The 15,401-nt window shown below is 72.6% G+C and carries 15 protein-coding genes; 1 reads left to right on the top strand and 14 read right to left on the bottom strand.

The features are described from left to right. Nucleotides 1-4: 4 nt before the first annotated feature. The 14 genes from ACIP9H_RS02770 to ACIP9H_RS02705 all read right to left on the bottom strand — a co-directional run bounded on the left by ACIP9H_RS02770 (nucleotide 5) and on the right by ACIP9H_RS02705 (nucleotide 14,222). Nucleotides 5-913, bottom strand: a complete 909-nt coding sequence (locus ACIP9H_RS02770) for an ABC transporter permease (protein ID WP_401597074.1) — start codon at nucleotides 911-913, stop codon at nucleotides 5-7. Then, nucleotides 900-1,694, bottom strand: coding sequence for an ABC transporter ATP-binding protein (locus ACIP9H_RS02765; protein WP_401597077.1), 795 nt, complete (start codon nucleotides 1,692-1,694; stop codon nucleotides 900-902). Before ACIP9H_RS02765 ends, ACIP9H_RS02770 begins: the two co-directional genes overlap by 14 nt. A 37-nt stretch (nucleotides 1,695-1,731) precedes the next feature. Beyond that, the gene (locus ACIP9H_RS02760) at nucleotides 1,732-2,877 is read right to left on the bottom strand and encodes an aliphatic sulfonate ABC transporter substrate-binding protein (protein WP_401597080.1); all 1,146 of its coding nucleotides are present in this window, start codon (nucleotides 2,875-2,877) and stop codon (nucleotides 1,732-1,734) included. Nucleotides 2,878-3,122: 245 nt separating this feature from the next. Further along, nucleotides 3,123-4,472, bottom strand: a complete 1,350-nt coding sequence (locus ACIP9H_RS02755; protein ID WP_401597083.1) for a sulfate adenylyltransferase subunit 1 — start codon at nucleotides 4,470-4,472, stop codon at nucleotides 3,123-3,125. A 2-nt stretch (nucleotides 4,473-4,474) separates the two neighbouring features. After that, the gene (gene cysD / locus ACIP9H_RS02750; RefSeq protein ID WP_401597086.1) at nucleotides 4,475-5,410 is read right to left on the bottom strand and encodes a sulfate adenylyltransferase subunit CysD; all 936 of its coding nucleotides are present in this window, start codon (nucleotides 5,408-5,410) and stop codon (nucleotides 4,475-4,477) included. 61 nt (nucleotides 5,411-5,471) lie between these two features. After that, a complete protein-coding gene (gene cysC / locus ACIP9H_RS02745) occupies nucleotides 5,472-6,017 on the bottom strand; it encodes an adenylyl-sulfate kinase (protein WP_401597089.1) in 546 nt (181 codons plus the stop codon). A 32-nt stretch (nucleotides 6,018-6,049) separates the two neighbouring features. Next, a complete protein-coding gene (locus ACIP9H_RS02740) occupies nucleotides 6,050-6,757 on the bottom strand; it encodes a phosphoadenylyl-sulfate reductase (protein WP_401597092.1) in 708 nt (235 codons plus the stop codon). Continuing rightward, nucleotides 6,754-6,933 (bottom strand): hypothetical protein, encoded by a 180-nt coding sequence (locus ACIP9H_RS02735; RefSeq protein ID WP_401597095.1) that lies wholly within the window; start codon nucleotides 6,931-6,933, stop codon nucleotides 6,754-6,756. The genes ACIP9H_RS02740 and ACIP9H_RS02735 overlap by 4 nt, the downstream gene beginning before the upstream one ends. Further along, a complete protein-coding gene (locus ACIP9H_RS02730; protein WP_401597097.1) occupies nucleotides 6,930-8,624 on the bottom strand; it encodes a nitrite/sulfite reductase in 1,695 nt (564 codons plus the stop codon). Before ACIP9H_RS02730 ends, ACIP9H_RS02735 begins: the two co-directional genes overlap by 4 nt. A 178-nt stretch (nucleotides 8,625-8,802) precedes the next feature. Beyond that, a complete protein-coding gene (locus ACIP9H_RS02725) occupies nucleotides 8,803-8,886 on the bottom strand; it encodes a putative leader peptide (RefSeq protein WP_360909198.1) in 84 nt (27 codons plus the stop codon). A gap of 104 nt (nucleotides 8,887-8,990) precedes the next feature. Then, on the bottom strand, nucleotides 8,991-10,028 hold the full coding sequence (locus ACIP9H_RS02720; protein WP_401957086.1) for a carbohydrate kinase family protein: 1,038 nt from the start codon (nucleotides 10,026-10,028) through the stop codon (nucleotides 8,991-8,993). Nucleotides 10,029-10,075: 47 nt separating this feature from the next. Continuing rightward, nucleotides 10,076-10,663 carry a GNAT family N-acetyltransferase gene (locus ACIP9H_RS02715; protein ID WP_401957084.1) on the bottom strand — a complete coding sequence of 196 codons (588 nt, stop codon included), beginning with the start codon at nucleotides 10,661-10,663 and terminating at the stop codon, nucleotides 10,076-10,078. Nucleotides 10,664-10,922: 259 nt separating this feature from the next. Continuing rightward, complete coding sequence (locus ACIP9H_RS02710; protein ID WP_401597106.1) at nucleotides 10,923-12,218, bottom strand: GAF domain-containing protein; 1,296 nt, start codon at nucleotides 12,216-12,218, stop codon at nucleotides 10,923-10,925. Between the two features lie 357 nt (nucleotides 12,219-12,575). Further along, on the bottom strand, nucleotides 12,576-14,222 hold the full coding sequence (locus ACIP9H_RS02705; RefSeq protein ID WP_401597109.1) for an acyl-CoA dehydrogenase family protein: 1,647 nt from the start codon (nucleotides 14,220-14,222) through the stop codon (nucleotides 12,576-12,578). Between the two features lie 18 nt (nucleotides 14,223-14,240). Between ACIP9H_RS02705 and ACIP9H_RS02700 the strand changes: the two genes are divergently transcribed. Continuing rightward, nucleotides 14,241-15,398: a YihY/virulence factor BrkB family protein gene (locus ACIP9H_RS02700; RefSeq protein ID WP_401597111.1), complete on the top strand. Its 1,158-nt coding sequence runs from the start codon at nucleotides 14,241-14,243 to the stop codon at nucleotides 15,396-15,398. Nucleotides 15,399-15,401 lie beyond the last annotated feature (3 nt).

Genomic DNA, 15,401 nt, shown 5'->3' with positions numbered 1-15,401 from the left:
CGCGTCACCCCCGCGCGAACAGGCCGCGGCTGCGCAGCACCTGCCGCTCCAGCGGGGCGAACACGAGCAGTTCGATGCCGATGCCCACGATGAGGATGAGCAGGATCGCGGCGAGCACGGTGGGCATGTCGGACAGTTCCCGGCCCTGTTCCAGCAACTGGCCGAGGCCGATGCCGAGATCGGGCGAGGTGGCGATGAGCTCGGCGGCCATCAGGGAGCGCCAGGAGAAGGCCCAGCCCTGTTTGAGGCCGGCGAGGTAGCCGGGCAGGGCCGCGGGCAGCAGGACGTGGCGTACGGAGTGCAGGCCGCCCGCGCCCAGTGTCCGCCCCGCCCGCAGGAACAGCGGTGGGATCTGGTCGACGCCCGCGACCAGGCCGTTGGCGATCGAGGGCACCGCGCCGAGCAGCACCACGCAGTAGATCGTGGCGTCGGTGAGCCCGAACCAGATGATGGCCGCGGGCACCCATGCCACCGAGGGCAGCGACTGGAGCCCGGACAGGATCGGCCCGATTGCCGCGCGCACGGGCTTGACGCGCGCCACGAGCAGGCCGAGCGGCGTGCCGATGACGACGGAGGCGAGGAAGCCCAGCGCGCCGCGCGACAGGCTCGTCCACACGTAGCCGAGCAGCGTGCCGTCGAGCCACTTGTCCCGCAGGGCGCGGCCGACGTCCGCCGGGCTGGGCAGCTGGTAGTGCGGTTTGACCTCGAAGTGGTAGGCGAGCTGCCAGACCACGAGCACCAGCGCCACGGCCAGCACGGGCGGCAGGGCCTTCTCGCGCAGGAGGCGGCCGAGCGGGACCCGGGGCTCGGAGGGTGTCTCCAGGGCGTCCAGGCCGGCCCCGAGGCCCGCCAGGTCCGTCGCGGACCCGGCCGCGCCGGCGGAGCTGTCTGCCTTGGTCTCAGTGCTGGCCATGACGGCGGATCTCCCCACGGAGGTGCTCGGTGATCTCGACGGACAGTTCGGCGACGGCGGCGTCCTCGATGCGGCGGGGCTGCGGGATGTCGATCCGCCACTCGCGGGCGATCCTGCCGGGCCGCGACGACATCAGCACGACGCGCTGCGCGAGCCGTACCGCCTCCCGCACGTTGTGGGTCACGAAGAGCACGGACAGCGAGTTCTCCGCCCAGATGCGGGTGAGCTCCTCGTGCAGGACGTCCCGGGTGATGGCGTCCAGGGCCGCGAACGGCTCGTCCATCAGCAGTAGTTGGCTGTCCTGCGCCAGGGCGCGGGCGAGCGCGACGCGCTGCCGCATGCCGCCGGAGAGTTCGTGCACCCGCTTGCCGTGCGAGCCGCCCAGGCGGACCAGCTCCAGCAGCCGTTCGGCCTCCGGCCGCCGTTCGGCGCGCGGCACCCCGCGCATGCGCAGGGCGAGTTCGATGTTCTTGCCCGCGGTCAGCCACGGGAACAGGGCGTGCTCCTGGAACATCAGGGCCGGCCGCCCGCCGGGGGTGTCGATCTCCCCGGCGGACGGCAGGTCGAGTCCGGCGACCAGGTTGAGCAGGGTGGACTTGCCGCAGCCGGAGGCCCCCAGGAGGCAGACGAACTCACCGGGCGCGACATCGATGCTGATGTCGTCCAGCACCTGCGCCTGCGCGCCGGAGCGGCCGAAGGACTTCGAGACGTGCGCGAGCCGGGCGGCGTAGGACGCCGTCCCGTCCGTCACGGCGGGCTGGGTGCTGAGTGCGGTGGCCATGGAACGTCACCTCCTGGGGGCTGGGCGTGCGGGCGGGTCAGCTGCCGAGACCGGCGTTGCCGAGTTCGGTCCTGCCCTCGGCGGTGAGGATCTTGTTGAGGATCGTGAGGTCGTAGATGCCCTTCAGGTCGGGCTTCTCCAGCAGGCCCGCGGTGACGGCGTGGTCGGCCTCGCTCTGCAGCGTGGACGCCAGCGGGTCGTCGGTGACCTGGATGCTCTTCCACGCCGGGTCGATGACGTCGGCCGGCAGCGGCTTGCCGGACAGCTTCTCCAGCTGGGCGTTGGCGTCGGCCTTGGCCTTGTCCGGGTTCGCGGTGATCCACGCGTTGGTCTTCACCGAGCCGCGCAGCACGGCCTCGACGACGTCCGGGTGCTCGCTGAGGAACTTCTGGGAGACGATCACGTTCGTGATGACGAACTTGCCGTCCTTCCACAGGCTGCTCTCGTCCAGCAGCACCTTGGCGCCCTCGGCGACCAGCTTGGACGCGGTGGGCTCGGGGACCCAGGCGCCGTCGATGGAGCCGGACTTGTAGGCGTCCGGGGTGATCTTGTTGTCCGTGCGGATGACGGAGACATCACCCTTGCCGCTGGTCGCGTCGACCTTCCAGCCCTGCCCGGCTATCCAGTTGAGCAGGGCCACGTCCTGGGTGTTGCCGAGCTGCGGGGTGGCGATCCGCTTGCCCTTGACGTCCTTCAGGGACGTGATCTTCTTGGGGTTGACGACCAGCTTCACGCCGCCGGAGGCCGAGCCGGAGATGATCTTCAGGCTCTTGCCGCCCGACTTGGTCCAGCCGTTGACGGCGGGGGAGGGGCCGATCCAGCCGATGTCGATGGAACCGGCGTTGAGGGCCTCGATCTCGGCGGGGCCCGCGTTGAAGACCGACTCCTTGATCGTGGTGCCGGAGCCGAGCTCCTGCGCGAAGAAGCCCTCCTTCAGGCCCACCAGCGGGGTGGCGTGCGTGAGGTTCGCGAAGTAGCCGATCTTCACCGTGGAGGCGGACAGCTTCTTGCCGGTGTCGGCGCCGGCGCTGGTGCCACTGGTCGCGGCCGCGTTGGAGGTGTCGTCCTTCTTCTCGGAGCCGTAACCGCAGGCGGCCAGGGCCAGCAGCGGCAGAAGGGCGGCGCCGGCGACGATGCGGCGGCGGGTCGTCGTTCTCGGGGCGGTCGTGCGATCGGCAGTCACGGGAGGTGGTCCTCTCGAAGGCTCCGGGTCGCGCCCTCTAGGGCGCGCCGGAGTAGTGGCTGTCTGGTTCTCGGGGGTGCCGTGCCGCGTGCGCGGCCGCGGTGCGGTGGGTGGTGCGGTGCCCGGGGGGTGTCAGCGCGCACATCGCGTCACACCGCCCGTGCCGCTGCCCAGACAGCCGCTGCCGACGCGGCCGCCCTCCTTGGCGAATCCGGAGAACGCGTCCAAGGCGCTGAGGCCTGCCATCAGAAGTCCCACCCCTCGTCAGTGGCCGCGTCTCCCGCGGCCGGGGCGGTACGGGCCGCGAAGGCCTCGCCCGCCATGCCGGCGGTCAGCGTGGTGCCGTCCGCCGGGTCGATCAGCAGGAAGGAGCCGGTGAGCCGGGAGTCCGCGTAGGCGTCCAGCGGCAGCGGCTCGGAGGTGCGCAGCACGACCGTGCCGATGTCGTTGACGCCGAACTCGCCCGGGTCGTCCCGGTGTTCCAGGCCGTGGGTCAGGTCGATCTTGTACGGGAGCCGCTTGACGACCGCCTTGACCGTGCGCGTGGTGTGCTTCAGCAGCACGCGGGCCCCGACCGTCAGCGGGCGCTCGTGCAGATGGCACACGGTGGCCTCGACGTCCTGCGTGGTCGCGGGGGCGGCCGCGGTCGGCGCGATCAGATCGCCGCGGGAGATGTCCAGGTCGTCACCGAGCAGCAGCGTCACCGACTGCGGCGCCCAGGCCACGCCGACCGCGGTGCCCAGGGCGTCGATCCCGGTGATCGTGCTGGTCAGACCGGACGGCAGCACCGTGACCCGGTCGCCGACGCGCAGTACACCGGAGGAGATCTGCCCGGCGTAGCCGCGGTAGTCGGGGTGTTCGGCGGTCTGCGGGCGGATGACGTACTGGACCGGGAAGCGCGCCGGGTGCGCGGCCGGGTCGGTGCCGACCGCGACGGTCTCCAGGTGCTCCAGCACCGTCGGGCCGCCGTACCAGTCCATGCCGGCCGAGGCGGTCACCACGTTGTCCCCGGTGAGCGCCGAGATCGGGATGGCGGTGATCTCCGGGACGCCGATCGAGGCGGCGTAGGCGGTGAACTCCTCCGCGATGGCCGCGAACACCTGCTCCGACCAGTCCACCAGGTCCATCTTGTTCACGGCGAGCACGACGTGCGGGACGCGCAGCAGGGCCGCGACGGCCGCGTGCCGGCGGGTCTGCTCGACCACGCCGTTGCGCGCGTCCACCAGGATCACGGTCAGCTCGGCGGTCGAGGCGCCGGTGACCATGTTGCGCGTGTACTGCACGTGCCCGGGGGTGTCGGCCAGGATGAACCGGCGCCGGGGCGTGGCGAAGTAGCGGTAGGCCACGTCGATGGTGATGCCCTGCTCGCGCTCGGCCCGCAGGCCGTCGGTGAGCAGTGCCAGGTCGGGCGCGTCCTGGCCGCGGCGGGCGGAGGCGAGCTCCACGGCCTCCAGTTGGTCGGCGAGTACCGACTTGGAGTCGTGCAGCAGCCGCCCGACCAGGGTGGACTTGCCGTCGTCGACGGAGCCCGCGGTGGCGAAGCGCAGCAGCGAGGTGGCCGCGAGATGTTCGGCGCTGGTGATGCCGGCGGTCATGGCTAGAAGTACCCCTCGCGCTTGCGGTCTTCCATCGCGGCCTCGGAGAGCTTGTCGTCGGCCCGGGTGGCCCCGCGCTCGGTGAGCCGGGAGGCGGCGATCTCGGTGATCACCGCGTCGATGGTGGCGGCGGCGGAGTCCACCGCGCCGGTGCAGGACATGTCGCCGACCGTGCGGTAGCGGATCAGCCGCGTCTCCACGGACTCGCCGTCCTTGGGGCCGCCCCAGTCGCCGGCGGTCAGCCACATCCCGGCGCGGCGGAACACCTCGCGCTCGTGGGCGTAGTAGATCTCCGGCAGTTCGATGCCCTCGCGGGCGATGTACTGCCACACGTCCAGCTCGGTCCAGTTGGACAGCGGGAAGACCCGCACGTGCTCGCCGGGGGCGTGCCGGCCGTTGTAGAGCTGCCACAGCTCCGGGCGCTGGCGGCGCGGGTCCCACTGCGAGAACTCGTCGCGCAGCGAGAAGACGCGCTCCTTGGCGCGGGCCTTCTCCTCGTCCCGGCGGCCGCCGCCGAAGACCGCGTCGAAGCGGTGCTCCTGGATGGCCTCGGTCAGCGGCACGGTCTGCAGCGGGTTGCGGGTGCCGTCGGGGCGCTCGCGCAGCCGCCCGTCGTCGATGTAGTCCTGCACGGACGCGACGTGCAGCCGCAGCCCGTGCCGGGCGACCGTGCGGTCGCGGTAATCCAGCACCTCGGGGAAGTTGTGGCCGGTGTCGACGTGCAGCAGCGAGAAGGGCACCCCCGCCGGGGCGAACGCCTTCAGCGCCAGGTGGAGCATGACGATGGAGTCCTTGCCGCCCGAGAAGAGGATCACCGGGCGCTCGAACTCCCCCGCCACCTCGCGGAAGATGTGCACCGCCTCCGACTCCAGCGCGTCCAGGTGCGACAGCGCGAAGGGGTTCTCCGTGCTCTCGCCGATCGCGACTACCGTGGTCACACCGCGCCCCTTTCTCGAGCTTCGTGAGCTTTCGGACGAGTGACGCGAGACGGGCCGCCGCTCACGCCAGCCCCTTTTCCACCAGCAGCGCCACCAGGAGCGCCGCCGAGTCCTCGACGGTGTGGTGCTGGGTCTCGATCCGCAGGTCGGGGTTCCCGGGCGCCTCGTACGGGTCGTCGACACCGGTCAGCCCGGATATCTCGCCCGCGGCCTGCTTGGCGTACAGGCCCTTCACGTCGCGCGTGGAGCAGACCTCCACAGGGGTGGCGACGTGCACCTCCAGGTAGGTCGTGCCGCGCGCCTCGTGGCGCTTGCGGACGGCCTCCCGGCTGTCGGCGTACGGCGCGATGACCGGGACCAGCACGGTGACCCCGTGGGAGGCCAGCAGTTCGGCGACGAAGCCGATGCGCTGCACATTGGTGTGCCGGTCCTCGCGGCCGAAGCCGAGGCCCGCGGAGAGGAACTCGCGGATCTCGTCGCCGTCCAGTACCTCCACGCGGTGCCCGTCGCCGCGCAGCCGCGCCGCCAGCGACCGGGCGATCGTCGTCTTGCCCGCACTCGGCAGACCGGTGAGCCACACCGTGGCGCCCGCGTCCGTCCCGCTCATCCGCCCCTCCCGGGAGGTCCGTTCCGTCGTCATCAGCCGTGCAGACCGCATTCGGTCTTCGCCCGGCCCGCCCACCGGCCGGCCCGGGCGTCCTCGCCCTCCAGCACCCGGCGGGTGCAGGGGGCGCAGCCGACCGAGGCGTAGCCGTCCATGAGCAACGGATTCGTGAGTACCCCGTGATCGGCGACATAGGAGTCCACGTCGTCTTGCGTCCAGCGGGCGATGGGGGAAACTTTGATCTTTCCGCGCCGGGCGTCCCACCCGACGACCGGGGTGTTCGCCCTGGTCGGGGACTCGTCGCGGCGCAGTCCCGTCGCCCACGCGTCGTACGCCGTCAGCCCCTGCTCCAGCGGTTTCACCTTCCGCAGCGCGCAGCACAGGTCGGGGTCGCGGTCGTGCAGCCGCGGCCCGTACTCGGCGTCCTGCTCGGCAACGGTCTGACGGGGCGTCAGCGTGATGACGTTGACGTCCATCACGGCGGCGACGGCGTCGCGGGTGCCGATGGTCTCGGGGAAGTGGTAGCCGGTGTCCAGGAAGACCACGTCGACACCGGGCGCCACGCGGGAGGCCAGGTGCGCCACGACCGCGTCCTCCATGGACGAGGTCACGCAGAAGCGCGCCCCGAAGGTGCCGGCCGCCCAGCGCAGGATCTCCTCGGCGGGGGCGTCCTCCAGGTCGCGTCCCGCCCGTTCGGCCAGCAGTCGGAACTCGTCGGCGGAGTGCTGCCGCGCGGTGGTCACGAACCGCCTCCCTCGGGGGCCGAGGTCCGCAGGCCGCGGGCCAGCAGACCGAGGAACTTGAGCTGGAAGGCCCGGTTGCAGGCGCGGCACTCCCAGGCGCCGTGTCCCTGCTCCGCGGGGTGCAGGTCCTCGTCCCCGCAGTACGGGCAGTAGAACGGTGCGGCACGCTCGCTCACGACAGGTCCTCCTCCGACGCGCGCGCGACCCACTGCGCGAACCGTTCGCCGTCCGTGCGCCCCGCCTGGAAGCGCCGCAGGACGCGCTCCACGTAGTCGGGCAGTTCCTCCGAGGTCACCTTCAGGCCGCGGACCTTGCGGCCGAAGCCGGCCTCCAGGCCCAGCGCGCCGCCCAGGTGCACCTGGAAGCCCTCGACCTGGTTGCCCTCGTCGTCCAGGACCAGCTGGCCCTTGAGGCCGATGTCCGCCACCTGGATGCGGGCGCAGGCGTTCGGGCAGCCGTTGACGTTGATGGTGACCGGTTCGTCGAACCCGGGCAGGCGGCGCTCCAGTTCGTCGATGAGGGAGGCGCCGCGCGCCTTGGTCTCGACGATGGCCAGCTTGCAGAACTCGATGCCGGTGCACGCCATGGTGCCGCGCCGGAACGGCGAGGGCCGCACCTGGAGGTCCAGCGCCTCCAGGCCCGCGACGAGGGAGTCGACACGGTCCTGCTCGACGTCGAGCACGATCATCTTCTGCTCGACGGTGGTGCGCAGCCGGCCGGAGCCGTGCGCCTCGGCCAGCTCCGCGATCTTGCTGAGGGTCGTGCCGTCGACCCGGCCGACCCGGGGCGCGAAGCCGACGTAGAAGCGGCCGTCCCGCTGCCGGTGCACCCCGACGTGGTCACGCCACTGCTCGACGGGCTGCTCGGGCGCGGGGCCGTCGGCCAGCTTGCGCAGCAGGTACTCGTCCTCCAGCACCTGCCGGAACTTCTCCGCGCCCCAGTCGGCGACCAGGAACTTCAGCCGGGCGCGGGTGCGCAGCCGCCGGTAGCCGTAGTCGCGGAAGACCGAGATGACGCCCTCGAAGACGTCCGGGACCTCGTCCAGCGGCACCCACGCGCCCAGCCGCACGCCGATCCTGGGGTTGGTGGACAGGCCGCCGCCGACCCACACGTCGAAGCCCGGTCCGTACTCGGGGTGGCGGACCCCGACGAAGGCGACGTCGTTGATCTCGTGGGCCACGTCCAGCAGCGGGGAGCCGGAGATCGCCGACTTGAACTTGCGGGGGAGGTTGGAGAACTCCTTGTTGCCGATGATCCGGCGGTGGGCCTCGTCCACGGCCCACGTGCCGTCGATGATCTCGTCCTCGGCGATGCCGGCCACCGGCGAGCCGAGGATGACGCGCGGGGTGTCGCCGCACGCCTCGGTGGTGGACAGCCCCACGCCCTCCAGCCGGCGCCAGATCTCCGGCACGTCCTCGATGCGGATCCAGTGCAGCTGGATGTTCTGCCGGTCGGTGATGTCGGCGGTGCCGCGGGCGAACTCCTGCGAGACCTCGCCGATGACCCGCAGCTGCTGGGTGGTGAGCCGGCCGCCGTCGACGCGGACCCGCAGCATGAAGTACTTGTCGTCCAGCTCCTCCGGCTCCAGGATCGCGGTCTTGCCGCCGTCGATCCCGGGCTTGCGCTGGGTGTACAGCCCCCACCAGCGCATGCGGCCGCGCAGGTCCGCCCCGTCGATCGCGTCGAAACCGCGGTACTGGTAGATCGTCTCAATGCGCGTCCGCACATTGAGACCGTCGTCGTCGCGCTTGAACTGCTCGTTGGCGTTGAGCGGCGTCATGTGGCCGACCGCCCACTGGCCCTCGCCGCGGTGACGGCTCACCTTGCGGCGTGCGGCGGCGCCCTGCTGATCGGGGGTGGAAGCCATGGCGATGCAGTCCTTCTGGCAGGCTGAGGAGGTTCGGCAAGTGGGGATCGTACGGCGAAGGACCCCTGCGGCCTGCGGAAACACGTCGCACTCGGCGGCGGTCCTGGAAGCGGGGGTCGGTGCGCGTCCGCGACGTCGGGGACGGCGGGGTCAGTCCGGGGCGTGACGGCGTGCGGGCTCAGTAGGCCCGACAGATGGCGCTGGACATGCGTCCGAGGTCGACGTGCAGCCGACCTACCAAGGCGATTCCGGAGCGCGACATGTCGAAAGCGTGTCACGCGGATCTCGGGCCAGTCCACCATTATCCGCTATCTGGACTCGATCATCCCGCATGCTGATACGAATGCGATGTCGTCAGCGGACGGATCACCGCACCCTGCTCGGATGCCTCAGGAAATCGCCCGTGATCGCCCGGAACCCGTCGTGCCCCCGGGCGCCGACATGCCGCAGCTTGTGGGCCGCCAGCGCCATGCCGAGCCGCACCCCGGCGCCGAGCAGCGCGCGGTTCGCGGCCAGGGCCGCGAGCACCCCGGCAGCGAAGACGTCACCCGCCCCCGTCGCGTCCTCGATCTCGCCGTCCCGGAGCGGACGGTGGGTCCAGCGCTCCACCGAACCCGGCCGGCGCACCTCCACCCGGTCCGGGTACTTCACCACCGCCGTGCCGCGCAGCCCGGGCAGCAGCGGCGCCAGGTCGGTGAACTCCCGCTCGTTGAGCAGCAGGTAGTCGCTCGCCGCCGCCATCGCCAGCACGTCGTCGCTCGGCGCGGTGGACCACGCGTGACCCGGGTCGAAGGTGACGATCGTGCGCGGCGACCGCTCCCGGACCGCGTCGAGCAACCGGCGCAGCGCCGCGCCCCCGTCGGGGTCCAGGAAGGACGTCACGTGCACCACCCGGGCCCCCGCCAGGGTGCCGGCGATCTCCTCGAAGTTCCGCCGCACATGCCCGGCGATACCGGTGTTGGCGCCGGTGTGGGTGAGCAGGGTGCGCTCGCCCCCGTCGTGCACCGACAGGCAGATCCCGCACAGCCGCTCCGGGTCCGGCAGCACCAGGGAGCGGTCGATGCCGAGCCCGTCGAGCACGGCCAGCGGATCGACCGCCTCCAGCGGGCTGCTGCCCGCGACGCTCACGTACCCCAGCCGCAGACCCCGGCCGAGCCGGGCGAGGGCGTGCAGCGCGTTGAAGGCCGAGCCGCCCAGTTCGGGTGTGAGCGGCACGCCCTCCGCGCGCAGGCACTCCAGGGCGGCGCGCACGGCCGGCTCCTCCACCAGCCGCTCGGAACCGCTCTCCAATGGGGGGCGCAGCCCCGTGTGTGCGTCGATCCGGGCCAGCAGCGGGCTGCCGCCCACGGCGGAGGCACCCGTGATCAGGTCCAGATTGAGCGCCCCGACCCCGACGACGTCCATACCTCCCCTTTCACGGCGCGTCCACGCCGCACGCGCCGCCCGCGGGCTCAGTGCGCCCCGGGCCAGGGGCCGTCGATCGGCCTCTTCTCCTCTTCCCCCGTCTCGGTGCGGAAGATGCGGAAGCCGCGCCTCTCGTAGTTGGCCAGCGCGTGCGGCCCGTCCAGGCTGCAGGTGTGCACCCACACCCGCTTCGTCGGCGTCCGCTCCGGCCAGCGCTCCGCAAGGTCCCAGGCGCGCGCGATGCCGAACGACAGCAGGTGGCCGCCGATCCGGCGTCCCCGGAAGGCGGGCAGCAACCCGAAGTACGCGATCTCGACCTGGCCCTCGTCCTGCGCGTCGAGCTCGATGTAGCCGGCGGGCGTGCCCTGGTCCCAGGCCACCCAGGTCTCCGTGCCGGGGCGGTCCAGGCAGGCGCGCCACTGCTCGTACGTCCACGGCAGCCGGTCGGTCCACGCGCAGTCCGCGCCGACCGAGGCGTACAGGAAGCGGCTGAACTCCGGGGAGGGCACCTCGGCCCGGACGATCCTGACCCCGCCGGCCGCGGGATCGGGCTCCATGGCGGGCGCCGACGGCCGCAGATCGGCCGGCGAGGTCTGCTCCAGCGACCAGGTGGTCACGGTGACGGTGTTGCTCATGGGGCCCAGCCAACCACGCCGGCGGACCCTGCGGCGGGGTGCCCCGCGGTCACGCGCGGCATGGGAGCAGGAGTACGTCCCCGCGCTCACGCGGAGCGTGCCCCGGGTGCCGGCGGTCCGGGATGCCAGGGCGCCGGGGCGCGTACGCGGCGCCGGGCCCTCGCGCCGGCCGCGGGCAGTGGAGCCTTTCGTTCGCATGGGGCCGAAACCACGGGGCGGTTCCTTCCCGGACGGGCCGGCCGGGCCGGTCGCCCCGCGGTCACGCGGAACGCGCCCTGCGGACCGCCGGGGCCGTCGAGTGCGGCAGCAGGTCCGCGGGCCGCGCCGGACGCAGGAGTTCGACCTCGACGCCGTCGGCGAAACGGTACGGCCGGTGGTCGAGGACGCCGGAGAGCGTACGGCGCAGCCGGGACATCTCCGCGCGGACGGTGACCGTACGGGTGGGGTCGCCGAACAGGTCGTCCGCCAGTTCGGCGGCACTGCGCCCGGCCCGGTGCAGGGCGAGGACGAACAGCAGCTCGGCATGGCGCGGGCTGAGCTCCTGCGACCAGGCGCCCGCTCCGCCGGAGACCGTGACGTTCCAGGTGCGCGGGCGGCTCACGTCGAGCACGACCCGGCCCGCGGGCGTCCGCTCCTCCCGCTCGTCGCGGACCCGCACCAGCCAGCCGCCGGGCAGCGGTTCCAGTGTGCACAGCCCGAGCGAGGGCACCCAGGTGGGCCCGGCGGCCGGCGCGGCGGGCAGGGTGATGCGCTCGACCGCCGGCATGCCGGTGACGGCGGCGGTCCAGCCGTTGGGGTCGACGACCGCCGCCCGGCCGGACATCCGGGCCAGCAGCGGGGCCGCGACCGAGCGCAGCCGGCCGACGGCCGCCCAGTGGCGGGAGCGCAGTTCGCCCTCGGCGACCTTGGTGACCGCCGTGACCAGCGACAGCATCGCCGGGTGCACGGTGGCGGCCGGCCCGCTGACGTCGACCGCGCCGAGCAGCCGTCCGTCGCGCGGGTCGTGCAGCGGTGCCGCCGCGCACGTCCACTGGTGCAGCTCCCGCACGAAGTGCTCGGCCTGGTGCACCTGGACGGGGCGCCCGGCGACCAGGGCGGTGCCGATCGCGTTGGTGCCGACGGTGTCCTCGGCCCACGAGGCGCCCTCGGCGAAGCCCAGCCGGTCCGCGCTCTTGCGGACGGCGACACTGCCGTCGCGCCACAGCACCCGTCCCTCGGGATCGGTGACGACCATGATGTGCCGGGCCTCGTCGGCCACCGAGACCAGCCCGTCGCGCAGGGCGGGCATCACCTCGACCAGCGGGGTGCGGCGCCGGCGCTGCTCGATCTCGTCCGCCGTCAGCATCGCGTTGTGGCTGCCGTTGTCGGGGTCGACGCCGAGGTCCAGGGCGCGCCGCCAGGAGTCCTGGATGATCGGCCGGGGGACCGTCGCGGCGGCCTTGCCGCCACCGCCGAGTGCGGCCTCCCTCATCCCGCCCAGCAGGCGTGCCGAGCGGCGTGTCTCCTGGGCCGACTGTGCCGACAACGACCGGGAGTCGAACGGAACCTGGCTCATGGTTCTCCCCGCGTGCGTGTGCGCTGGTCTGCGCTGTGCGCCCGGCAGTGATCGCGACGGCGCATTGGCGACCACACCCTGTGCATATGGTGCCGCCGCGGAGCGGGTTCCGGCGGCATATCCGGCCAATAGCTTGCAACGGTCTGCAACGGTTGCGAATATGCACGCCCCCGACGGACAGTGACGGCGCATCACGCTACTCGTACGGAACACCATCCGTGCGACGGTGGGGTTGGAGACCGGGGGTGGTGCCGAGTCGGCGCGGCACCACCTTCCGCGCGGCGCGGCGGCGGATCGTTTCTCCGGTGATCCCGGTCCTTCCTCGGGGGCACGGGGGACCGCCGTCGCGCCGACGCTTCACGCCACCGGGCGCGCCCGCTCCACCACGGCCTCCAGGTCCAGCCCGCGCGGCAGCGTGCCGAAGGTGGCCCCCCAGTCGCCGCCGAGCCGGGAGGCGCAGAAGGCGTCCGACACCTCCGCCGGCGCGAAGCGCACCAGCAGCGACCCCTGCAGCACCAGCGCCATCCGCTCCACGACCCGCCGCGCACGCGCCTCGATGCCCTCCAGGTCGGCGAGTTCGGTCAGCAGCGACTTGATCGCCCCGTCCAGCCGGTGGTCCGCGCCGCGCGCCAGGCCGATCTCCCCGAGGAACGCGTTCAGCGCCTGCGGCTCGCGCTGCAGCGCCCGCAGCACGTCCAGCGCCTGGACGTTGCCGGAGCCCTCCCACACCGAGTTCAGCGGCGACTCGCGGAACAGCCGCGGCATGCCCGACTCCTCCACATAGCCGTTGCCGCCCAGGCACTCCAGCGCCTCGGCCGCCACCGCGGGAGTGCGCTTGGTGATCCAGAACTTGGACACCGCCACCGCCAGCCGCCGGAAGTGCCGCTCCTGCTCGGTGTCCGCGTCGTACGCCGCCGCGAGCCGCAGCACGGTCGTGGTCGCCGCCTCCGACTCCAGCGCCATGTCGGCCAGGACGTTGCGCATCAGCGGCTTGTCGATCAACGGGCCGCCGAAAGCGCTGCGGTGCGCGGTGTGGTGGACCGCCTGCGCCACCGCCTGCCGCATGACCGCCGCCGAACCGGTCGCGCAGTCCAGCCGGGTGGCCGCCACCATCTCGATGATGGTCGCCACCCCCCGCCCCTCCTCGCCGACCCGGCGCGCCCAGGTGCCGTCGAACTCGACCTCGGACGAGGCGTTGGAGCGGTTGCCCAGCTTGTCCTTCAGCCGCTGGATGCGGAACACGTTGCGGGTGCCGTCCGGCAGGACGCGCGGCAGCAGGAAGCAGGTCAGGCCGCCGCCGGCCGGCCCCGTCGCCTGCGCGAGCACCAGGAAGCCGTCCGACATCGGCGCCGAGCAGAACCACTTGTGCCCGGTGAGCAGATACGCGCCCTCCTCCGCGAGCGGCTCCGCCCGCGTGGTGTTCGCGCGCACATCCGAGCCGCCTTGCTTCTCGGTCATGCCCATCCCGAACAGCGCGCCCGGCTTCTGCCCCGGCGCCACCAGCCGCGGGTCGTAGACCCGCGACCCCAGCCGCGGCTCCCACTCCGCCGCCAGCTGCGGATCGGCCCGCAGGGCGGGCACCGCGGCGTGCGTCATCGAGACCGGGCAGCCGTGCCCCTGCTCGACCTGCGACCACACCAGGAAGCCCGCCGCGCGCCGCAGGTGGCCGTCGGGGCGCGACCAGGCGTCGGTCAGTCCCGACGAGACCGCCCGGCCCAGCAGCCGGTGGTAGGACGGATGGAACTCCACCTCGTCGAGGCGGTGGCCGTAGCGGTCATGGGTGCGCAGCACGGGGGAGTGCGTGTTCGCCTCCTGCCCCCACGCCTGTGCCTGGACCGAGCCGGCCGACCGGCCGATCTCGCCCAGCTCCACGTCGATCTCCTGCCGGCGCTCGGGCGCGGCGTGCCGGGCGACCCCCTCCACGAGGGCGTCGTCGGCGGCGTACACGTCATACCCGACCAGCGGCGGGGGCTGGTTGGTCACGGTGTGTGTAGGGGCGCTCATGACAGCTACCGTAGGCGCGTGCAGGCAGCAGACGAAACACCCGAGCGGCCCCGGAAAGGCCGGCTTCTCCAGGCGCGGTCCCTCTACCGGAACGTCTCCAAACGCAAGGTCGGATGGCTGCTGCTCAAGGACACGGTCAACTCCTGCCTGGAGTACCGCGTCACGGGTCTCGCCGCCGAGGCCGCCTTCTTCGTGCTGCTGTCCCTGCCGCCCCTGCTGCTCGGCCTCGTCGGTGCCATCGGCTACGTGGACGAGGTCATCGGCACCGACACCATCGACAACATCCGCCGCAACATCCTCACCGCGGCGGCCACCGTCCTGTCGGACAAGGGCGTCGACCAGTTGATGCGGCCGCTGGTCGACGACGTCTTCGGCGGCGGCCGGCCCGACGTGATCTCCATCGGCTTCGTCATCGCCCTGTGGTCGGGCTCGCGGGCCCTGAACGTCTTCGTCGACACCATCACGATCATGTACGGGCTGGAGGGCATACGGGGCATCGTCAAGACCCGGCTGCTGGCCCTGCTCCTCTACGTGGTCGCCCTGGTCATCGGCGCCGTCGTGATGCCGCTGCTGGTCGTCGGGCCGGACGCGGTCGTGTCGTTCCTGCCGTGGAGCGAGTGGGTCATCCGCATCCTGTACTGGCCCGTGGTGCTGCTGCTGTCGATCACCTTCCTCACCACGCTCTACCACGTGTCCGTGCCGGTGCGGTCGCCCTGGTACGAGGACATGCCCGGAGCCGCCGTCGCCCTGCTGATGTGGGTCCTGGGCAGCTTCCTGCTGCGCATCTACCTCACCCACACCGTCGAGGGACCGACCATCTACGGATCCCTGGCCGCGCCCGTCGCCGTCCTGTTGTGGATCTTCGTCTCCGCCTTCGCGGTACTGGTCGGCGCGGCCGTCAACGCCGCGATCGACCGGGTCTGGCCGTCCATCGAGACCGCCGCGGCCCGCGAGAAGAACGCCCGGGTGCGCCAGCTCCAGGCCGCCGACCGGCTGGCCGAGGCCGCCGCGCGCCGGGCCGCCTTCGACGACGCCCCCGACGACGAGGTGGGCCCCGAGGACCCGCCCGCCGAATTCCCCGAGCGCTGGGCGGGCTTCCTGCCGCCCGACGACGTCAGGGGCCGGCTGCGCGGCCGCCGCCTCCGCGGGAAGAGCGGGCCGCCGCCGGCGGAGTGAGCC

Origin of the sequence: Streptomyces sp. NPDC088732 (assembly GCF_044751205.1) — a bacterium.
Lineage (GTDB): Bacteria > Actinomycetota > Actinomycetes > Streptomycetales > Streptomycetaceae > Actinacidiphila.
The sequence above is the reverse complement of the archived record's forward strand: the minus strand, read 5'-3'. Positions and strand labels throughout refer to the sequence as shown.